The following is a 19,806-nucleotide window of genomic DNA, read 5'->3' as shown; positions in this document are numbered from 1 at the left end:
GACTTACTAAAGCGGACTCATTACGAGTATGATTAACATAGCAAGTTCGATCGGCAACTGTCAATCGATTTTAGATTTTAGATTTTAGATTTTAGATTTACCGACGGAGCCCACAAACCGGGTTTTTTGAGCAAAATCATGGGTTATAGCCCGCAGATGAGGTAAAAAACCCGGTTTCTTGAGCAGCCGTGGGTAAGTTCAGTGGAGGGGGCCCAGCAACCGGGTTATTTGAGCAAAATCCTGGGTTATAGCCCGCAGATGAGGTAAAAAACCCGGTTTCTTGAGCAGCCGTGGATTCAAAACCCCCCCTCTTGAGGGGTTTCTTAAGATGCCCGCGAGAGATAAACCCATTCAACACCCGCCCTCTTGTTAAAATAAATGAACGTAGCAAACCAAAAGCGGTCAATCTTGGCACTCTTCAACCTTGGGCAAAGCAATATGAAAAATTCTTGGAAACACGCATGGCTGGGGCATCTAGCTGTAAACAAAGACAAGTCGAGCCAGAATCCTAAAAAATCAATTCCAGGACGGAATATTTGGCGCATCCTGGGCAGTTTGGTGATTTCTCAAGGAATATTGCTCTCGACCCCGGTGTTTGCCGACAGCGCGCCAAACACCATGAGTTACAGCCAACTGATCGACAACATAGAAAAAGGGCAAGTCAGTAAAATCGAAGTAGACGAAACTCAAAAAACTGCCAAGGTTAGGCTAAAAAATCAAAAAAGCGATCAGACCCAATCAGTTAGCCTGTTCGACTACAACAACCGAGAACTGTACTCGCAAATCCGCGCCAAAAAGATTGACTTTGAAGTCAAACAAACAGCCGACAACGCCGCCGCAGTCAGTTTAGTAGTAAACTTGCTAGTGATTTTTGCAGTGTTGGCAGTGCTTATGGCAATCCTGCGCCGATCGACCCAATCTCAAGGAAATGCCATGAACTTCGGCAAATCCAGAGCTCGTTTCCAAATGGAAGCTAAAACCGGCGTGATGTTCGACGACGTAGCAGGCATCGAAGAAGCTAAAGAAGAACTGCAAGAAGTCGTAACCTTCCTCAAAAAACCCGAACGCTTCAACGCCATCGGCGCCAAAATTCCCAGAGGAGTTCTGTTAATCGGGCCTCCAGGAACCGGCAAAACAATGCTGGCAAAAGCCATCGCAGGCGAAGCAGCCGTCCCCTTCTTCAGCATCTCCGGTTCGGAATTTGTCGAAATGTTTGTCGGAGTTGGTGCTTCCCGCGTCCGGGACTTGTTCAAGAAAGCTAAAGAAAATTCGCCCTGCATCGTCTTTATCGACGAAATAGACGCCGTAGGAAGGCAGCGCGGCGCTGGTATCGGCGGCGGCAACGACGAACGCGAACAAACTCTCAACCAGTTGCTGACAGAAATGGACGGCTTTGAGGGTAACAGTGGCGTGATTGTGATTGCAGCTACAAACCGGCCCGACGTACTCGATACCGCCCTGCTGCGGCCCGGCAGGTTCGATCGGCAAGTAACGGTAGATTTGCCCAGTTACAAAGGGCGTTTAGGGATTTTGCAAGTTCACGCGCGCAACAAAAAACTCGACCCAGAAGTTGCCCTAGACACGATCGCCCGTCGCACTCCCGGCTTTTCCGGCGCCGACTTGGCAAACTTGCTCAACGAAGCAGCTATTCTCACAGCGAGGCGTCGCAAAGACACGATTAGTAACTTAGAAGTTCACGACGCGATCGACCGGATCACGATCGGGCTTACGCTCAACCCGCTGCTGGATAGCAAGAAAAAGTGGATGACAGCATACCACGAAGTCGGACACGCCCTAGTCGCGACCATGCTCAAAAATGCCGACCCGGTGGAAAAAGTAACGATTATTCCTCGTTCCGGCGGCATCGAAGGCTTTACTAGCTTTGTGCTTGACGACGAAATGCTCGACAGCGAAGGTTTGAGGAGTCGGGCTTTGCTGTTAAACCGAATTAAAGTAGCTTTGGGGGGACGGGCGGCGGAGGCCGAAATTTATGGCGATGCTGAAATCGACACCGGTGCCGGTAGTGATCTCAGAAAAGTTAGCAGTCTCGCGAGGGAGATGGTAACGCTTTATGGAATGTCGGATTTGGGCCCTGTGGCTTTTGAAAGTCCGAACAATGAGGTGTTTTTGGGCCAAAACTGGAATTCGCGATCGGAGTATTCCGAAGACATGGCAATCAAGATCGATCGCCAAGTCCGGGAAATTGCCTTTGACTGCTACGAAGAAGCTCGCCGGATTATCCGCGAAAACCGCGCTTTGGTAGACAAACTTGTCGAAGCGCTGTTGGATGAAGAAACCATCGACGGCGATGAATTCCGCCAAATTGTCCAGCGGTACACCGAGGTAAACAAAAAAGAGTTGGCACCAACGTAAAGAGTCATTAGTCATTAGTCATTGGTCATTAGTTATTCAAGTTTGTAGTGAGGACTAAAGTCCTCATTACCGACAAAATAAGGACTTTAGTCCTTACTACAAACCAAGAAAAATGACTACTAACTAATGAATACTAACTAATGACTAATGACTACTAACTAATGACTAATGACAAATTAAGATTGTTGCGCGTACATTTCCCGGAGTACCAAAGCCGGGTCAACCCAGCGGCCGCCGTACTTCAATCCCCAGTGCAAGTGAGGCCCACTCGTGCGGCCGGTCATCCCAACTCTGGCAATTCTCGCACCCGCAGGCACTGTTTGACCTTGCCAAATTTGCAATGTACCTTCGCGATCGGTATAATAACGCCCTCCATTAGCCGTTAGCACTCGGCCTCTGAGGTGACAGTAGATGTGTTCCCAATTTCCCGATCGCACCACCATACCAGTGCCGCATCGACCATCTTCCCAAACTTCCACAATTTGCCCGCCCCACCAATTTCGGATATAGCTGCCTTCCGGGGCAGCCATGTCCAAACCGTAATGAAAATCCCCGCCACGGGGGCCGAAGGCGGAGGTGTATGTTTCAAAGTTTTCGACTGGAAAAGAAGCTTCTTGCCACAAATTACCCGTCGCTACTCTGCTTGGTAAGCCTGACTGAGCTTTGACCACCTGCTGCTGCAAATAAGGGCTGATCAACACAATGCCGATCGAAAGTGCCAGCAGCAGCATCTGTCTGAGACGAAAAAAGCGTTTTGCCGTCAGCGGGCCTCTAAAGTCTTGCAGGATTTTTTTCACGGCTCAAAGTTAAATGTGTGTGGGAGTTTGCGTTGTCTGTTAGGCTCACATCTTGCACCAATGTCAATAAATCTTTCAGGGGCAGGCTTTCCGGCCCACCCCACAAAAAAATCATTCTTTGTGGAACGGGCATCTTGTCCGTTTCTGAGAAGGGTGCAAGATGTAAATTATGCCAATTCGCTGCAAGATTGGCTTTGAGCTCTACCCGCGATCGCGAATCAGTTTATCAACAACGTGTATCTTACTCCATCCAAAACCGGTGTCAAGGCTTCCGGGTAAATGCCCAGGGGTAATAAAAAAAGTTGGCCGAGGAATTCCTGCTGCGGTTGAATTCGATCGAGCTTTTGCTTGACACTATAGTTAAGTTCGGGGATTTTGGATGCCGTCCGAAATCTCAAATTCATAACAGACATCAAGCAATGCTTACTGAAATTTTTCCCTTTAGTTTTGCCATAGACGCAACTGCGATCGCTGGTGCGTCCTTGTGGTCTTTGGCCCTGTACTGGGGCCTGTCGCCCGTGACAGAATGGGTAATCCTGCAACTCAACCGCTGGATGAATTTTGCCGAGAGATCCCTCTACACCTCGGAAGCCGAGTTTGAAAGAACCCGCCAAGCCAGAGAAGCCCAAAATGCCTTTTACGCTTCCCTGTTGAGCATTCTGCCCTTTTTAATTGTGGGCGGATTGTGCAATTGGGGCGTGGAATTGTCTCTGGGCACTGGTTGGGCGGTATCTATGGGTACGATCGCCTGTATTGGTGGCGGCGTGTACGAACTCGGTCGCCGTGACGGTCAATCTTAGGCGATTTTAGATTGTGGATTTTGGATTTTGGATTGCTCAAGATATTCGGAGATTTACCAGCCTCTAGAATTGATCGTAATCTCAAATCCAAAACTCCAACTCTCAAATAAATATGACATTTCCCGTTTATTTATCGATCGCGCCTCAAACAAAATTAGCAATGTATTTTAACCGTAATTTGACTCAGGGTGTTTACCTAAAAGCCGCAGTTGCCGATCGGTAGCAGTAGCGATAATTTCGGGATTGAACTGCCACGGCCAAGGCGAAAATTTCTGCGCGATGTTGCGGTGGGAATAATGCACTTGCAGTAAGTAGCGAGTTCCATCTGTCGTCGTATTTTTGCCGCCGGAGTGCCAAATTTCACTGCGGAAAAATAACACATCTCCTGCTTTGCACAAAACTGGTTCAGGGGAGTGTCCGTTCCAAGTTTCTTCCCCGCGCTCTGGTTTTCGACCAGATTTGTGACTACCAGGAATAATGTAGGTAGGACAGAGGTCTTCTGCGATGTCGCTGAGATAGAAATGGGCTGTACAAATCCATACTGGTAGTTGAAAAGTGCGATCCTCTCCGAGGGCTGCGCTAACGGCAAACACGCTTTCGGGCACGGGTACAAACACCTGATCGACGTGAACGCGCCAACCATCATAACCGGGCCCGCTTTTCCACGCAGTCATGCCGATAATATGGCAATCGCTGCCCATTAATGCTTCGGCTAACTCAATTATACCCGCTCGATCGGCATAGGAAAGCCACAGGCGATCGCGATTAAAAACGCACTTAAAATGCTGGTTCAATTCACTCCAACTGCTACCATCTAGTCCGAAGGGTTGCAGGCGATCGAGTGCTTCTTTGGTTTGCGCCACTTCCGACGGACTGAGTACACCAGGAATCAGCGCAAAACCATCTTCATGCACCGCATCTACCGCCCCCGCTGTATCGAAAAGGTCACAAGTTTTTTGCCGATAGCTGAAAACTTCGCTTAACGTGCTTGCGTTCATAATTCAAAAAGTAAAATTATTAACTGTTATTAAATTAACACTTATTCTGCTCGATACTTGCATACTATGAAACCAGCCACCCGGTTTCTTGGTACATCAAGACTTACACAAAATTTAATTATGTAGGGCACGCACTGCTCACATTACGTCTGATTTGGAAATAAATCAAATGAAATACCAACCAGAACCAACATCATTAAATCAGGCCCTCGCCGCCTTCCAAAAAATTTGGGGATACGACGACTTTCGACCACCCCAAGGAGAAATAGTCGGCAGTTTATTAGCGGGAAAAGATACAATTATAATTATGCCGACAGGTGGTGGGAAATCCATCTGCTTTCAACTGCCCGCTTTGTTGCAAACAGGCTTAACTTTGGTAATTTCGCCGTTAGTCGCATTGATGGAAAATCAAGTGCAAGAATTGCGCGATCGCAATCTTCCCGCTTCCCTCCTCCACAGTCAATTGCCAACAGCGCAGCGCCGACAAACTATGCAGTCGCTGCAACAAAACAAATTAAGATTGCTGTACCTGTCTCCCGAAACATTACTCAGCAAACCTGTTTGGGAAATCATCAGTCAGCCGCACATCCAAATCAACGGTTTAATATTAGATGAAGCTCACTGTTTAGTGCAGTGGGGTGATACTTTTCGACCAGCTTACCGCCGTTTGGGAACAGTGCGGCCAGCTTTGTTGAAAGCTAAACCAGCAAACAGTAAAATTGCGATCGCAGCTTTCACCGCTACCGCCAACCCGGAAGCACAGCAGACAATCAAAAATGTCTTACAACTGCAAAAAGCCGAAGCATTTTTGCTAAGTCCCTACCGTTCTAATCTGCACCTGCAAGTGCAGACAGTTTGGACGCCGAGAGGACGCAAGCAGCAGTTATTAAATTTTATTAAAGCTCGACCCAAACAAGCAGGTTTAGTCTATGTCCGCACTAGAAAAGATAGCGAATACTTGGCGGATTTGTTGCAAGCAGCAGGTTATGAAACAGCAGCATATCATGCAGGTTTGAGTCCAGAATCACGACGAAAAATAGAAACAGCTTGGCTGAACAATGATATTAAATTCGTGACTTGTACGTCAGCATTCGGCATGGGAATTAATAAGCCCGATGTCCGGTGGGTTGTTCACTTTCAAGCACCTTTGCTATTATCGGAATACATTCAGGAAATTGGTAGAGGCGGACGCGACGGCAAATCGGCGATCGCCCTGACATTGATTAGCGAACCGACGGGTTTGCTTTATCCTGAAGATAAACAAAGAAAGGAATTTTTTCAAGATAAATTACGATCGCAATACCGAGAAGCTCAGCAATTGGCCAAAAAACTGCCAGTTAAAGGTGATATAGAAGCAGTTTCCCGCGAATTTCCCGAAAGCGAGATCGCCCTTTCAATCTTGCACAGCAGCGGACAATTAACATGGCAAGATCCTTTTAATTATGCGATCAATAAATCTACCCAGCAAAAAGCTGAAAAATTAAATTTTACCGCAGCCGAAGAAATGGCAAAATATCTCAAACATCGCGAGTGCAGGTGGCAATTTTTGCTGCAAGCTTTTGGGTTTGCCAAGGAAGCTAAATCAATGCGCTGTGGCCACTGCGACAATTGTCGATAGAATAGACGATTATACTCAAACGACTTAACCACTCCGACCAAAGAAACCGAGTTTTTTACCCAGTCTGCGAGCCCAAATGAAGTATTGCTATGAAAAAACCGGGTTTCTCGCTACTCGTGCGATCGCGAACTAACTCACAGATGTTATGATTAAGATATTTGCTTTACACACTTGGCAAAAAATACTAAAAAGTAAATGATAGAAACAGACACTGCGGCACAGATTTACACAGTAGAAAATACAGAGGAATTCGATCGCAGTAATGTCAATCAGCGATTAGATATTTGGCTGTCAAACCAGATACCGGACTTATCCCGATCGCGAATCCAAAGCCTCATATCACAAGGCAACGTCAAAGTCAACGACGAAACCTGCACCTCGAAAAAAATCTCAGTAAAAACGGGCGATCGCATCCACCTCACTTTACCCGAAGCCCAGCCCACTTCCTTGCAGGCCGAAGCAATTCCCCTCGACATTCTCTACGAAGACGACAGCCTAATTATCATCAACAAACCAGCCGGATTAGTCGTCCATCCAGCCGCCGGACACGCAGACGGTACATTAGTCAACGCCCTCTTAGCCCACTGTCCCCTAGCAGAAATAGGCGGAGTTCAGCGGCCGGGAATCGTGCACAGATTAGACAAAGATACAACAGGTGCGATCGCGATCGCCAAAACCGACATTGCCCACCAACACCTGCAAGCCCAACTCAAAGCCAAAACAGCCCGCCGCGAATATTTAGGCATAGTTTACGGCGTTCCCAACACCGAAACAGGCACAATAGACCTACCCATCGGGCGGCATCCCACAGACCGCAAAAAAATGGCGGTAGTACCAGTAGAAAAAGGCGGTCGCCCTGCAGTTACTCACTGGACAATCAAAGAAAGAATCGGCAACTATTGCTTAATGCACTATCAATTAGAAACAGGCCGCACCCATCAAATTCGCGTGCATACAGCCGAAATAAAACATCCTATTGTCGGCGATCCGATGTACAGTTCCAACCGTTCTATCGGCGTCAATTTAACCGGACAAGCCCTCCACGCATGGCGGCTGACATTGCAGCATCCCGTAACAGGAGAATTAATAGAGGCGATCGCACCTTTGCCCGATCAATTCAACACTTTGTTGAAAATATTGCGATTGCGCTCTCACACTTGATATTTTGGGAAGTTAACACTGGTAAAGTATTTACTATAAACATTTTTTCCCCTTCCTTTTTTCTGGATTAAACTTCTTGCCTAAATCTTTGATGTAAGAGGAAAACCGCAGATGAACGCAGATGCACGCAGATACATTTAAAGATAGGAGAGCGAAAAAGGGCTTCAATTCAAGTCTAATATTTATCGATTAAATCCTGTAGATTTCTCGTTGCCGAAGTTCCTTCTTTCCCCAAAAATTATGAGTCCCGAGTTTTGGATTCCAAGTTTAGCAAAAAACTCAAACCTCAAAACTCAAGACTCAAAACTCTCTCAGCCTAAAAGCCGATCGATTCAGTTTGCCCGACACAAATAATCGCATCAGGGCAGCATCAATTACCGGCGACGGGGAACCATCGTGTCGATATTGATATTAGCCAGAGGCACGCGCTGGGGCGGAGTAGCAGGCATGGGCATATTGCGCGCCATACTCAAATAGTTCGACGGATCGCCAGCCTTCGGTTGCTGCTCTTGAGGAACAAAACGGCGCACGCCAGTCTGCCAGATGATTTGCGGGAAGCCAAGCTGCGAACGGTGGTATTCGCTGTAGCGGGGCGTCTTCAAGTTGAAAGGAGTGTCTCCTCCAACTCGCTGAGGCAAAATTCGGCGCTGCTGGTAAGGTACGGTATCGTAGCCGAACTTATCCAGGTACTCTTCGCTATTGACCAACTCGTCAATAAAGCCTTGAGGCCCCTTATTGGCTACCACGATCGACCAAGCAATCTTTTCGCGCTCGCTGTACACATCCCGGCCCAAAATGCGCTGCACGCACATTTCCACAAACCGGTAATTGCTGTTAGTTTGATAATTCCGCTCCAAGAAAGGAGAAGAAATCGCCAAACCGCGAATAAAGTCCCGCACAGTAATTTGGCCGAACTTGAGTTGCGACTCCAAAGACTTTTGGCGGTTGCTCTTGAGGATTTGGTGTTCGCTGTAAATCTGGCGATATCCAGCCCAAATCAAATTTTCCATGTCTCCAGACGAGAGCACATTTTCAGTTGTGAAAATTCTCGGCTGCTCGTCGCTCCCCACTTCATAACCAGCAACGCGCTGGTTTTGGCTCTTGGGGGCGTAGCTTAATAAAGGAAGCGCCACGTTAAAATCTCCGTTATCTCAAATTTCAGAAATAGTTGACACCGTGAGCTGCCAGCAAAACGGATACAACTAACCAACATACAGATTAGGGGATTCCCGCAATCTAAATCTGATTTTCCTGAATTTTTGCAACAATCTGTAACATTTGTTGACTTTGGGGGATTCAGTAGTCAGTAGTCAGCCGTCACCCTTCCAGTCTCTGGCTGGGAACGCCACTTTAGAGGCTCTGCCTCGTCTACTCTAACCGGGGGCAGAGCCTGAACCCCACGATGCCCCGGCTGAGTCTGGAAACGAAGCCAAAGTAATGACTAATGACTAACGACTAACGACTAATGACTAAATTACCAGCCCAGAGCCGAATAAAACTCGCTGGCGGTCACTTGAGCTGCTGCTGCTTCTGATGTTGCATCCGAGTCTGGTTGCACCCGAATTTCGGTACAAAAAGTCGATGTGCTGAAACCGCCAAAGCGCTTTACGGTACTCGTCCGCATCCGCACGTTCGGATTAGCAAACCAGAAACGCTCGATCGAACTCATCGTCTCGTATTCCGTAATCAGCAGCAGCCCATCCTCGTCATCCATTTCAAAACGGCCAGCCACCGGCACAATTTCCGCATAGCCCCGTTCGCGCAACATCAAGCCCTGCCGGGGATTTTCAGGATCGGGGACGATCGCGAACACCGTAGACCCTTTATGATTCTCATCATCCTTATCCCACGCCATCGAGCCGTGCCAAGTCACAAAAGCCCCCCCAGCAGCCCGGCTCGGATCGACTTCGTGCATCTTGCAAATATCGGCCACTCGCGCGTCATCCGCACCCAGGGCTGTTACCTGAATATTTGAATCCCCAATCTCCGCTTGGCGGAAAGCGAGGTGGTGAGTGCTGCGCTGAGAACGCCACTCCCCAGCACTGCTTTGAAAAAACTCCATTGCATCCATACGAACTAGCTCCTTTGGCTTATGCTTCCCGGTGTTGACGCCTTTTTATGATAGAGCTCCCCCCACTTAGATGTACTTTTGCTACACAAATTAGTCTCAAAATGTCTACTTTGGACATATTGTCAAGTGAATGTTATGATAGTTTACAATGTAGGAGACACAACAAATCCTGCGAAACGTCATTCCGATCAATTTCGCATCAATCTCAGCAAACTGGAGGAGCGATTTATGGATATGCCTACAACCAGCCTCAGCATGGAACAGCAGTTCAAACTTCAAGTGCTGCGTGAAGAAGTCAAAAGGTTAAGCCAAGACCAAGCTCAGGAATACTTGCTCGAAGTTATGCGGCAAAACATGGTAAAAGAAAACCTGTTCAAGCATTGGATGAAGAATATGTGAACTCTTCGAGCATTTCTTCACAAAAATCAGTGGCTTCTCTCTGCAAAAAGTACGATCGAGCTTTTAATCATAAAATCCAGAATCCCGCTTTCTCCAAGAAAGCGGGATTCTAAATTGACAAAAGTTTTACGCAGTTTTTTTTGTCGTTACAATACTCAGCAAATTAAATTCTTTTCATCCCTTAGAGAGGGACGAGAGTTTGTGTAGCCCGATTGCTTCAACTTGTCGGGGAATCAACCAAAACGGCCGCTCACATAATCTAAAGTAGACTCTTCCTTTGGACTTTGGAAAATTACCTCAGTCTTATCACACTCCACAAGATAGCCAAACCGCTTCCCATCGTCAGAAAGTTTAGCATTGAAAAAAGCGGTCAGGTCAGAAACCCGAGAAGCCTGCTGCATATTATGAGTAACGATCACGATCGTATACTTTTCCTTAAGTTCCCGCATCAACTCCTCAATCTTAATCGTAGAAATCGGGTCAAGAGAAGCGCAAGGTTCATCCATTAACACTACATCAGGATTGATCGCGATCGCCCTAGCAATACACAAACGCTGCTGCTGGCCACCCGAAAGAGAAAAACCGCTTTGCTTTAACTTATCCTTCACCTCATCCCACAAATAAGCTTGGCTGAGCGATTTTTCCACCAGCTCATCCATATCGCCCTTATAATTGTTCACCCTCGCACCGTAAGCAATATTGTCATAAATCGACTTCGGGAAAGGATTCGGCTTTTGAAACACCATCCCAATCTTGCGGCGCACCGCCACAGCATCAATATCAGAATCGTAAAGATTTTGACCGTGGTAATCAATTCTACCCTCTAAACGAAAACCGCTAACTAAATCATTGAGGCGGTTAAAACATCGCAAAATGGTACTTTTACCGCAACCAGACGGCCCAATCAAGGCAGTAATGCGATTTTTAGGAATCTCCATTGAAACATTTTTAACCGCGTGAAAAGCGCCGTAAAAAATATTGATATTTTCTGTCCGTAAAACTGTTTCCGTTTGCTTGTCTAAATCCATCATCATACAGGTAAGTATCCAATCGAATTTTACAAAATAAGGAGAAGATAAGAGTTATCAAGTTGGAGATGGGGAAAATGTTCCTTCTTCCTTCTTTTTACCCGATCGCCAAGTCGAAAAATCTTCTTCCTTCAATAAACTTTTTGGCGAGTAGCCCAACGAGAAAGAATACTCGTCAGCAAAACCATAATCACCAAAATCAAAGATGCTGCCCAGGCTAATTCTTTCTGTGCCTTAAAAGGAACCGTTGCAAAGTTGTACACCAAAACCGAAAGACTCGGAGTTGGCTTATCAAATCCAGCCGGCCAAAAAGGCGAATTCAGCGCCGTGAAAATCAAAGGAGCAGTTTCTCCAGCAGCGCGAGCAATTGCCAGAGTCACACCCGTTAAAATAGCCGGAATTGCCGCAGGCAAAACCACCTGCAACACTGTCTGATAATTAGAAGCACCCACACCAACCGACGCCCATCTAATATCTTGCGGGACGATTTGTAGAGCTTCGTCAGTAGTCCGCACAATCGTGGGCAACATCAGCACAGCCAGCGCCGCACCCCCTGCAATTGCCGAAAAACCTCCCATATTTACCACGAACAAACCGTAGGCAAATACACCGGCAATAATCGAAGGAACGCCGCTGAGGACATTAGTAGCAAAACGTACCCAGCGAGCTACCTGGCCGCTGCTGAACTCCGACAAATAAACTGCGGCCAATACACCAAAAGGAACAGCAATTAAAGAAGCAATTCCCACCGTCATCAATGTACCGAGAATTGCATTAGCAATACCGCCTCCCGATAGTCCTGGCGGCGGTGGCAGCTTGGTAAACAAGTCTAAATTCAGGCGATTTAAACCTTGTACTGTGACATAGGAAAGAACTGCAAACAAAGGTAGCAGAGTGATGGTCAGACTAGCTCCAGCCAGTACAGTCATCCCCAGACTAAACAGCGCTTGCGGGCTGTTTTTAACCTTCTTTAAACTGCCTGTTTTCGATACCAAAGGATTCTCATCGGAGACGCTATTTGACATAAACTAAAAATATGTAGGAAATGGCGGCAAACTTCTAGTTGTACTTCGCTCTTACTTGAGAAACAATCCACTCTGCCAAAATATTAACAATCAGTGTCATAATAAACAGAATTAGCCCAGTGTACATCAGAGCTGCTATTTGCAACCCGGAGGCTTCTGCAAACTGATTGGCCATCAGAGAAGCAATAGTATTTGCCGGAGCTAGCACAGAAAAACTTAACTGATTGGAATTGCCAATTAACAGAGTTGCAGCCATTGTTTCTCCCATGGCGCGACCGAGCCCAAGCATAATTCCGCCGACAATGCCGGAAAAAGCCGCCGGTACGAGCACTCTAAAAATTGTTGTCCAGCGAGTAGCTCCTAAACCTAGAGATGCTTGCCGCAAGTCGGGCGGGAGACTTGCCAAAGAGTCGCGGGAGATAGCAGTAATAATGGGCAAAGTCATGATTCCCAAAATTACTCCGGCTGGTAACATTCCCGGCCCCACTGGCGAGGTGCTAAAAATCGGCAGCCATCCGAAAGTGCCGTTGAGAAACTTGCCGAGGGTAGTAATCATGGGAATCAATACAGCAATTCCCCACAAACCGTAGACTACGCTGGGAATGGCGGCTAAAAGTTCTACTAAAAAAACCAAAGCTGTACGCACTGGTAATGGCAGAAAGTCCTCGCTCAAGAAAATGGCAGTCCCTACTCCTAATGGTACTGCAATTAGGAGCGCGATCGCCGAACTGACGATCGTCCCGTAAATCATCGGCAGTGCACCGTACTCTTCTTTAACCGGATTCCAGCTACTGCCAAACAGAAAGCCCAAACCGTACTGTTGAATCGCTGGTAAAGCCCGATAAGCAACGGTGAGCGCGATTACCAGCAAAATTACACCAACTCCTAAGCCCAAAATCCGCGTCAGCCAGATAAAGCCTTGGTCTAAGGACTTTTCGGCTTGAGAGCGCGATCGGGTCTGTGATTGAGCGCTGTTATTATCTGAAATCATAGAAAAAAAACCAAATATATAGTAGCCGAAAATAGCCTGTTTCGGAAAAAGCTAGAACGAAGCAGAAAGAAAGACCATAAATAAAATCAAAGAGGGGCGGGTTTATTAATCCCCTGACTTTTCAACAAGTATTTCTGGTAAAACCCACCCCTACACAGATGCACCGATTGTTACATAGAAGAGGGGCGGATTTATTAATCCCCTGACTTTTTAACAAATATTTCTGGTAAAACCCGCCCCACAGAAATATCTCTGTTCTTCCTGATTTTTACCCGCACGCGCAATGCCGAAGGGCTTTTGTTCCCTCTGACAACAGTCAACAGTCAACAGTCAACAGTTACTATTTGGCAACCTCAATCTTGTAGTCTGCGCTGATGCCGTCAGCGGCCGCGGCTACTTTTTCTTTAACGCTTTGGGGTAGAGGAACGTAGCCCAATTCGGAACTAACTTTTTGACCTTCATTCAAGCCGTATTCAACCATTGCCTCGATGGTTTTGGCTTTGTTGGGGTCAGTAACTGTTTTGGGGACCAGCATCCAAGTGTAGGTGACTATTGGATAGGATTGAGCGCCTTCGGGGTCTTCGATAAATGCTCGGAGGTTTTCCGGCATCGGCACAGTTGCTAAAGCTTGAGAAGCTGATTCGTCGGTAGGTGCGACAAAGCTGCCTGCTTTGTTTTCCAAAGATGCAAATTTGACATTGTTGTTTTTGGCATAGCCGTATTCTATGTAGCCGAGGCTGCCTACGGTTTGCAGAATTTGGGCTGTGACGCCTTCGTTGCCTTTTGCGCCTACGCCTACGGGCCACTGTACTGTTTTGCCGTCGCCTACTGCACTTTTCCAGTCGGGGCTGATGGCACTCAGGTGTTTGGTGAAGACGGCGGTGGTACCGCTACCGTCGGAACGGTGGACGATGGTGATGGCTTGGTCTGGCAATTTAGCGGCCGGGTTGGCGGCTGCAATTCTGGGATCGTTCCAGTTGGTAATTTTACCGGCGAAGATATCTGCGTAAACATCCCGTGGCAGTTTCAGTGGTTCGGTTAAGTCTGGCAGGTTGTAGCCGATGACGATGCTGCCGGCTGTCATGGGCAGCAAGATCACGCCTTTGTCGGCTGGAACCTTGGCGATTTCGTCGTCTTTCATGCCGGTGTCGCTGGCCCCAAAGTCTACTGTGCCTTTGGTAAATTGTTCGACTCCGGCGCCGCTACCTACTGATTGATAGTTAATTTGTACTTTGGGGTTGATTTTGTTGAAGTCTTGAAACCAACGCTGGTACAGAGGGGCGGGGAATGAGGCGCCGGCTGCGGTGATGGCTACGTCTGAGGCTAGGGCGAGTTTTGTGTTTTCCGCTGTGCCGGTGGCTGCAACGGGCGAAGCGCCGGGAGATGCTGCGGTGTCGCCGGGGCTGGGGCTGCTGCTTGTGGTTGTGCTGCCACCGCCGCAAGCTGCTAAACTCAGGGCGATCGCCATAGCGGAAATTGCAGTAGTCAGACGGTTTGGATTAATCAAGTTGAGACGAAAAAGCATAGGTATAAAAAATCTGCGATCGTTATAAGGGTGTCCCGCATCAGCATAGCGCGCAAAAGTAAAGGTTAGGTTAAGAATCTTTACACTTAATCCCAATTTAATATTAATTAATATTATTAATGTTATTTATGAGCTTGACAATTGTGAATATATAAGATATATAGCAGAGAAATAGCTACGGAAACAAGCAGTCGATCGCCCGTTAGCGAAGCCCTCGAAGAGGATCACGAAAAATTCCTCATTAAATTATCACAAGATCGAGGCTTGAGAGCCAGAAAACCATACAATGGTGGTTATTTTGACAGTAGTGCTAGTATTAAGAATTTAAAAGGTGCGGGCATTGAAGCTTGCCTGGAACAAATGCCTTCTGCCTTATACCTTCTGACGAATGCCGTTTGATGATAATGCCTGCTCCTATTGAACTAATCTGGGCTGTTATTGGTTTGCTCCTGACGATAGGAGGCACTTTTTTGCCTGCATCTGTCACAATTCCGATTGGGTTGTGGGACGATCGAGGACTTCAGGCGTACTCTTTAGGTGTTACCTATCAAATTGGAGCCGTTTTGCTAGTAGGCTGCATGGGGGGGAAAAATGCTGCGGCTCTCTCGCAAATTGCTTATTTGGCATTAGGATTAACTTTGTGGCCAGTTTTTTCTCAAGGCGGCGGCATCGGCTATCTCAAAGAAGCGAGTTTTGGGTATTTGCTGGGTTTTGTGCCTGGTGCTTGGGTGTGCGGCTGGGTGGCTTTTAAGGTGGCCTCGCGATTGGAATCTATGGCTTTTAGCTGTTTGTGCGGTTTGTTCACTGTTCACACGATCGGCTTAATTTATCTAATTTTTACTTATTGGCTACCTCCGGCTAAAAAAACACCTTTATTCGATGAGATTCTTAAATATTCGGTTTATCCCCTGCCGGGACAATTGGCGGTAGTTTGTGCGATCGCAGTGCTGTCATTTACTTTACGCCGCTTGATGTTTTATTAATTGCGAAGGAAGTTCGGCAACGAGCAATGTACGGGATGTAACGGATGTCAGTTCGATGTCCGTCGGAATAAGGAAGAGGTAAGTGGTAATTGTGCCAAATAAGGTTATACTGTCATTGCACAACGAGAGATTAATCTCGCTGCGGCTGGATTGCTTTGCTGCACTGCATTCTGCTCGCAATGACAAGTGAGATTGGAGTAAATTCTCTCATGCCCGATGCCCCATTTTCTATTGCTTAATTCATGCGTTTTAAAAGAAATCCCTTGTTCTGGGTGGCTGCTGTTATCAGTTTAGTTTTAGACCACCTGACTAAGTTTTGGGTGGTGCAAAATTTTGACTTGACGGTTCCTCCGCAGACGCAGGCGCTGTTACCTGGGGTGTTTCACTTCACTTATGTTGTTAATACCGGTGCGGCTTTTAGTCTATTCAGCAATGGCGGGGCGATTTGGTTGCGGTGGCTGTCTTTGGGCGTTAGTGTGGGATTGATTGTGCTGGCTTGGTTCGGGCCGCGTATTAACCGCTGGGAGCAAGCGGGCTACGGTTTGATTTTGGGGGGAGCACTGGGGAACGGGATCGATCGATTTGTTTCGGGCCACGTTGTAGATTTTATCGATTTTCGGATCATTCGATTCCCGGTATTTAACCTAGCCGATGTGTTTATTAATGCTGGGATTGTCTGTTTGCTGATTGCAACTTTTCACAGTGCACCGCCGACTCCGAGAACTCAGGACGATCGAAATTCTATTTCAGAGTAAATTTAAAGAAGCAAGAAGGAAGTTTGCAAACCGATTTGCTTTCTTCGGATGTAACGGATGTAACAGCTAACTAACTATAGGGTGCGTCAGCGGGGAGAGCCTTAGTTTGTGGTCGCCACATTCAACCCTGACGTACCCTAAAATGACTTTGGAAATGGCTTAAAATGAGATAAGAACAGACCTATTGTTAAAACTAAATTTGCCCGTGACTCCTAATCCATTTGCTCAAGAACGCTTACTATTTGCCCCAGCAACCCCCGATGCTGATGCTATCCCGACTATTTTTGCTTTTCCCAACGAGTACACGGTGGGTATTACCAGTCTCGGCTATCAGATAGTGTGGGCAACTTTGGCTGTGCGATCGGATATTGAAGTGGGCCGTTTATTTACTGATATCCGCGAACAACTTCCCCGAAATCCAGAATTACTGGGATTTTCGCTTTCTTGGGAACTAGATTATGTAAATATTCTAAATTTATTGGAATCTCTAGAAATTCCTATTTGGGCGTCACAACGAACGGATAATCATCCGATAGTATTCGGCGGCGGCCCGGTTCTTACTGCTAATCCAGAACCTTTTGCCGATTTTTTTGATGTGATTTTGCTGGGAGATGGCGAACATCTCATAGACAACTTTATTGATGCTTATAAACAAGTCCGTACCGCCGACAGACAAACTAGATTGCGGCATTTAGCCCAAGTTCCGGGAGTTTACGTCCCCAGTTTGTACGAAGTAACTTATCTGGATGCGGCTGAGGGGATTAAATCGATTCAGCCTGTCGATTCGGGAATTCCCAGTATGGTTGAAAAACAGACTTATCGCGGCAATACTTTATCTGCTTCCACTGTGGTGACAGAAAAAGCTGCTTGGGAAAATATTTACATGGTGGAAGTGGTTCGGAGTTGTCCAGAAATGTGCCGTTTTTGTTTGGCAAGTTATCTGACTTTGCCGTTTAGAACTGCGAGTTTGGAGGCTTCGCTAATTCCGGCGATCGATCGGGGTTTAGCTGTGACTAATCGTTTGGGTTTGTTGGGTGCTTCGGTCACTCAGCACCCGGAATTTGAAGCGTTGCTGGATCATTTGAATCATCCAAAATACGACGGCGTGCGGTTGAGTCTTTCTTCGGTAAGGACGAATACAGTGACAGTTAAATTGGCAGAAATATTGACAAACAGAGACAGTAAATCTGTGACTATTGCGGTGGAAAGTGGGAGCGATCGCCTCCGCAAAATCGTTAACAAAAAACTCACAAATGACGAAATTATTCAAGCGGCGAGCAATGCTAAAGCTGGTGGCTTAAAGGGAATTAAACTTTACGGGATGGCGGGAATTCCCGGCGAAGAAATGGAGGATTTAGAGGAGACTGTGGCGATGATGCGGGCGATTAGAAAAGCTGTTCCCGGTTTGCGGTTGACTCTGGGATGCAGCACTTTTGTTCCGAAATCTCACACTCCTTTTCAGTGGTTTGGAGTGAATAAAGATGCGGAGAAGAGGCTGAAGTTTTTAGATAAAGAATTGCGTAAGTTAGGTTTAGAATTTAGACCTGAAAGCTATAACTGGTCGGTAATTCAGGGTTTGTTGTCAAAGGGCGATCGGCGGTTGTCTCGGCTGTTGGAATTAGTGCGGCATTACGGCGATACTTTGGGCAGTTATCGGCGGGCATTTAAGGAGTTGCGGGGACAGTTGCCGGAAATGGATTTTTATGTTTTTCAAGAGTGGGAATTGGATCAGGTTTTGCCTTGGAGTCATTTAAAAGGGCCGCTACCCGAAGCGACTTTGAAGAAACATTTGGCTGAGGCGATGACTTATTTTAGGACGAAGGATTTGCAGTTGACGAGTTAAGAAATAGCGGATGCGAAAGTGCGTTAGCGAAGCCCTCGAAGAGGATCGCATCTTTGCAAGTAAGTAGATCGAAAGCTAACTTAACAAGATAAAATAAGGAGCGACGTACTATAATACAATTATGGCAGAAGTCCAACCTAGGGAAATTCAGCGTTATGTTACCTCAGACGGTCAAGTGCCGTTTGATAACTGGTGTAATTCGTTCCGAGATCGTAAAATTTCCACAATTATTAATAAAAGACTTAACCGAGTTATTTTGGGAAATTTGGGAGATTGTAAATCTGTTGGAGAAGGAGTCTTTGAATTAAGGAAGGATAGACTATGGCCCTGGTTTCCGAATCTATTTTGGACAAGTAGGAACAACAATTGTACTTCTGCTGTGCGGAGGAGATAAAAGCACTCAAGACAGAGACATTGCCCAAGCAATAGAATACTGGACAAATTATAGGAGTTAAAAAATGCCTAAAAGTTTACCGTATCATGACTTTTTGATTGCGCGGCTAAAAGACCCCAGTTATGCGGCTGTCTATCTCGAAACTCATTTTGAATTAGACGAAGGCGAAGAACCAGACGAAGCATTAATCAGACTTGCTCTCAGCGATGTAGCAGAAGCTCTGGGTCAACCAAAAATGACTCCAGAAGAATATGAATCGCACTTAAAAAAACTGGATGAATTGCTGTCGCAGCAAGGAAGCGATACAATTTACAATCTGGGCACTTGGCTGAATGCTTTGGGATTGAAACTAACTGTTGCTGTTTGTACGGATACAGAGGATAATACTGCAAATGCTGAAACGCGATCGGAAATAACTGTTTAACTTAATCTAGAAAATGCCTAATTTTCGATATTCATCCCTAATTAATTCGAGCGTGGAAACAGTCTGGAACTTTTACGAAAGGGCGGACATTCTGCAACTTTTGACTCCGCCTTGGCAACCGGTGAAAATCATTCGCCGCGAAGGGGGATTAGATGTGGGTGCTGTATCAGAATTTCGCTTGTTATTGGGGCCGATTCCTGTAAAATGGGTGGCGACTCACACTGAGTGCGAACAATATCGCTTGTTTGTTGATGAACAAACTGAGGGGCCGATGGCACGTTGGACTCACCGACACGAGTTTACCTCAGAAAATGGCAAGACTAGATTGACAGATGCGATCGCATTTTCGATACCGGGCGGCCCGATTGTCGATTTGTTGTTAGGTTGGTGGGTGCAAATGAGGTTAACAGATATGTTTTGCTACCGCCACGAAGTCACAAAAAGAGAGTGCGAGAAAGATGCAAACAACGGCTGAATATTACTGTGCTTTCTGCGGCGAACCGAGTACAACTTCTATTGATATCAGCGGTGGTATGGAGCAATCTTAGTGCGATTCGTTGAAACGTGAATCACGGTAATCAGTCCGTACATAGCGTTTCCAGCCACAAGGCTGAACTCTCG

At 46.6% G+C, this 19,806-nt stretch carries 19 protein-coding genes and 1 pseudogene; 11 read left to right on the top strand and 9 right to left on the bottom strand.

Annotation, left to right across the window (positions count from 1 at the left end; all coding sequences use genetic code 11):
- Positions 1-438: 438 nt before the first annotated feature.
- On the top strand, positions 439-2,373 hold the full coding sequence (gene ftsH, locus QUA24_RS21960) for an ATP-dependent zinc metalloprotease FtsH (RefSeq protein WP_333232061.1): 1,935 nt from the start codon (positions 439-441) through the stop codon (positions 2,371-2,373).
- A 176-nt stretch (positions 2,374-2,549) separates the two neighbouring features.
- Here the strand turns inward: ftsH and QUA24_RS21955 are convergent, their stop codons facing one another.
- Positions 2,550-3,104: a M23 family metallopeptidase gene (locus QUA24_RS21955; protein ID WP_333232081.1), complete on the bottom strand. Its 555-nt coding sequence runs from the start codon at positions 3,102-3,104 to the stop codon at positions 2,550-2,552.
- 284 nt (positions 3,105-3,388) lie between these two features.
- Positions 3,389-3,583 (bottom strand): hypothetical protein, encoded by a 195-nt coding sequence (locus QUA24_RS21950; protein WP_333232058.1) that lies wholly within the window; start codon positions 3,581-3,583, stop codon positions 3,389-3,391.
- 6 nt (positions 3,584-3,589) lie between these two features.
- On the opposite strand from QUA24_RS21950, the gene QUA24_RS21945 reads away from it, so the two are divergent.
- Entirely contained in the window at positions 3,590-3,970 is a 381-nt protein-coding gene (locus tag QUA24_RS21945) for a hypothetical protein (protein ID WP_333036846.1), read from the top strand.
- A gap of 167 nt (positions 3,971-4,137) precedes the next feature.
- Here QUA24_RS21945 and QUA24_RS21940 read toward each other — a convergent pair whose 3' ends face one another.
- Complete coding sequence (locus QUA24_RS21940; protein WP_333232056.1) at positions 4,138-4,968, bottom strand: phytanoyl-CoA dioxygenase family protein; 831 nt, start codon at positions 4,966-4,968, stop codon at positions 4,138-4,140.
- A 169-nt stretch (positions 4,969-5,137) separates the two neighbouring features.
- Here QUA24_RS21940 and QUA24_RS21935 point away from each other — a divergent pair, with 169 nt between their 5' ends.
- Together QUA24_RS21935 and QUA24_RS21930 are read left to right on the top strand one after the other, a co-directional pair.
- Complete coding sequence (locus QUA24_RS21935; protein ID WP_333232054.1) at positions 5,138-6,586, top strand: RecQ family ATP-dependent DNA helicase; 1,449 nt, start codon at positions 5,138-5,140, stop codon at positions 6,584-6,586.
- A 195-nt stretch (positions 6,587-6,781) separates the two neighbouring features.
- A complete protein-coding gene (locus QUA24_RS21930) occupies positions 6,782-7,747 on the top strand; it encodes an RluA family pseudouridine synthase (protein WP_333232052.1) in 966 nt (321 codons plus the stop codon).
- Positions 7,748-8,121: 374 nt separating this feature from the next.
- Here the strand turns inward: QUA24_RS21930 and QUA24_RS21925 are convergent, their stop codons facing one another.
- Together QUA24_RS21925 and QUA24_RS21920 are read right to left on the bottom strand one after the other, a co-directional pair.
- Entirely contained in the window at positions 8,122-8,880 is a 759-nt protein-coding gene (locus tag QUA24_RS21925; RefSeq protein WP_333232050.1) for a phycobilisome rod-core linker polypeptide, read from the bottom strand.
- A 341-nt stretch (positions 8,881-9,221) separates the two neighbouring features.
- Positions 9,222-9,818, bottom strand: coding sequence for a phycobiliprotein lyase (locus tag QUA24_RS21920; RefSeq protein ID WP_333232048.1), 597 nt, complete (start codon positions 9,816-9,818; stop codon positions 9,222-9,224).
- A gap of 135 nt (positions 9,819-9,953) precedes the next feature.
- On the opposite strand from QUA24_RS21920, the gene QUA24_RS27375 reads away from it, so the two are divergent.
- A complete protein-coding gene (locus QUA24_RS27375; protein ID WP_445242210.1) occupies positions 9,954-10,217 on the top strand; it encodes an NblA/ycf18 family protein in 264 nt (87 codons plus the stop codon).
- 233 nt (positions 10,218-10,450) lie between these two features.
- Here QUA24_RS27375 and pstB read toward each other — a convergent pair whose 3' ends face one another.
- The 4 genes from pstB to pstS all read right to left on the bottom strand — a co-directional run bounded on the left by pstB (position 10,451) and on the right by pstS (position 14,786).
- On the bottom strand, positions 10,451-11,251 hold the full coding sequence (gene pstB, locus QUA24_RS21910) for a phosphate ABC transporter ATP-binding protein PstB (RefSeq protein ID WP_333126303.1): 801 nt from the start codon (positions 11,249-11,251) through the stop codon (positions 10,451-10,453).
- Positions 11,252-11,376: 125 nt separating this feature from the next.
- On the bottom strand, positions 11,377-12,270 hold the full coding sequence (gene pstA, locus QUA24_RS21905; protein WP_333232047.1) for a phosphate ABC transporter permease PstA: 894 nt from the start codon (positions 12,268-12,270) through the stop codon (positions 11,377-11,379).
- Between the two features lie 34 nt (positions 12,271-12,304).
- Positions 12,305-13,261: a phosphate ABC transporter permease subunit PstC gene (gene pstC, locus QUA24_RS21900; RefSeq protein ID WP_333232045.1), complete on the bottom strand. Its 957-nt coding sequence runs from the start codon at positions 13,259-13,261 to the stop codon at positions 12,305-12,307.
- Between the two features lie 340 nt (positions 13,262-13,601).
- Positions 13,602-14,786 carry a phosphate ABC transporter substrate-binding protein PstS gene (gene pstS / locus QUA24_RS21895; RefSeq protein ID WP_333232043.1) on the bottom strand — a complete coding sequence of 395 codons (1,185 nt, stop codon included), beginning with the start codon at positions 14,784-14,786 and terminating at the stop codon, positions 13,602-13,604.
- Between the two features lie 404 nt (positions 14,787-15,190).
- Here pstS and QUA24_RS21890 point away from each other — a divergent pair, with 404 nt between their 5' ends.
- The 6 genes and pseudogenes from QUA24_RS21890 (at position 15,191) to QUA24_RS21865 (ending at position 19,660) form a co-directional block, all read left to right on the top strand.
- Positions 15,191-15,769 (top strand): biotin transporter BioY, encoded by a 579-nt coding sequence (locus tag QUA24_RS21890; RefSeq protein WP_333221563.1) that lies wholly within the window; start codon positions 15,191-15,193, stop codon positions 15,767-15,769.
- A gap of 242 nt (positions 15,770-16,011) precedes the next feature.
- Entirely contained in the window at positions 16,012-16,524 is a 513-nt protein-coding gene (gene lspA, locus QUA24_RS21885) for a signal peptidase II (protein ID WP_333232041.1), read from the top strand.
- 205 nt (positions 16,525-16,729) lie between these two features.
- Positions 16,730-18,367, top strand: a complete 1,638-nt coding sequence (locus tag QUA24_RS21880) for a radical SAM protein (RefSeq protein ID WP_333232040.1) — start codon at positions 16,730-16,732, stop codon at positions 18,365-18,367.
- 121 nt (positions 18,368-18,488) lie between these two features.
- Positions 18,489-18,822 (top strand): annotated as a pseudogene (locus QUA24_RS21875) (type II toxin-antitoxin system RelE/ParE family toxin).
- Between the two features lie 3 nt (positions 18,823-18,825).
- Positions 18,826-19,185 (top strand): transcriptional regulator, encoded by a 360-nt coding sequence (locus tag QUA24_RS21870; RefSeq protein WP_333232038.1) that lies wholly within the window; start codon positions 18,826-18,828, stop codon positions 19,183-19,185.
- A gap of 13 nt (positions 19,186-19,198) precedes the next feature.
- On the top strand, positions 19,199-19,660 hold the full coding sequence (locus QUA24_RS21865) for an SRPBCC family protein (protein WP_333232036.1): 462 nt from the start codon (positions 19,199-19,201) through the stop codon (positions 19,658-19,660).
- Positions 19,661-19,806 lie beyond the last annotated feature (146 nt).

It is taken from the genome of Microcoleus sp. Pol12B5 (assembly GCF_036701335.1).
Classification (GTDB): Bacteria; Cyanobacteriota; Cyanobacteriia; order Cyanobacteriales; family Microcoleaceae; genus Microcoleus.
The sequence above is the reverse complement of the archived record's forward strand: the minus strand, read 5'-3'. Positions and strand labels throughout refer to the sequence as shown.

Excerpts from the sequence above, each read along its gene's own strand:
- QUA24_RS21955 (WP_333232081.1), bottom strand. The coding sequence starts at position 3,104 with ATGCTGCTGCTGGCACTTTCGATCGGCATTGTGTTGATCAGCCCTTAT.
- QUA24_RS21890 (WP_333221563.1), top strand. The coding sequence starts at position 15,191 with ATGCCTGCTCCTATTGAACTAATCTGGGCTGTTATTGGTTTGCTCCTG.
- QUA24_RS21940 (WP_333232056.1), bottom strand. The coding sequence starts at position 4,968 with ATGAACGCAAGCACGTTAAGCGAAGTTTTCAGCTATCGGCAAAAAACT.
- QUA24_RS21865 (WP_333232036.1), top strand. The coding sequence starts at position 19,199 with ATGCCTAATTTTCGATATTCATCCCTAATTAATTCGAGCGTGGAAACA.
- QUA24_RS21935 (WP_333232054.1), top strand. The coding sequence starts at position 5,138 with ATGAAATACCAACCAGAACCAACATCATTAAATCAGGCCCTCGCCGCC.
- QUA24_RS21930 (WP_333232052.1), top strand. The coding sequence starts at position 6,782 with ATGATAGAAACAGACACTGCGGCACAGATTTACACAGTAGAAAATACA.
- pstC (WP_333232045.1), bottom strand. The coding sequence starts at position 13,261 with ATGATTTCAGATAATAACAGCGCTCAATCACAGACCCGATCGCGCTCT.
- pstS (WP_333232043.1), bottom strand. The coding sequence starts at position 14,786 with ATGCTTTTTCGTCTCAACTTGATTAATCCAAACCGTCTGACTACTGCA.
- pstB (WP_333126303.1), bottom strand. The coding sequence starts at position 11,251 with ATGATGATGGATTTAGACAAGCAAACGGAAACAGTTTTACGGACAGAA.
- QUA24_RS21920 (WP_333232048.1), bottom strand. The coding sequence starts at position 9,818 with ATGGATGCAATGGAGTTTTTTCAAAGCAGTGCTGGGGAGTGGCGTTCT.
- ftsH (WP_333232061.1), top strand. The coding sequence starts at position 439 with ATGAAAAATTCTTGGAAACACGCATGGCTGGGGCATCTAGCTGTAAAC.
- pstA (WP_333232047.1), bottom strand. The coding sequence starts at position 12,270 with ATGTCAAATAGCGTCTCCGATGAGAATCCTTTGGTATCGAAAACAGGC.
- QUA24_RS27375 (WP_445242210.1), top strand. The coding sequence starts at position 9,954 with ATGATAGTTTACAATGTAGGAGACACAACAAATCCTGCGAAACGTCAT.
- QUA24_RS21950 (WP_333232058.1), bottom strand. The coding sequence starts at position 3,583 with ATGTCTGTTATGAATTTGAGATTTCGGACGGCATCCAAAATCCCCGAA.
- QUA24_RS21870 (WP_333232038.1), top strand. The coding sequence starts at position 18,826 with ATGCCTAAAAGTTTACCGTATCATGACTTTTTGATTGCGCGGCTAAAA.
- lspA (WP_333232041.1), top strand. The coding sequence starts at position 16,012 with ATGCGTTTTAAAAGAAATCCCTTGTTCTGGGTGGCTGCTGTTATCAGT.
- QUA24_RS21945 (WP_333036846.1), top strand. The coding sequence starts at position 3,590 with ATGCTTACTGAAATTTTTCCCTTTAGTTTTGCCATAGACGCAACTGCG.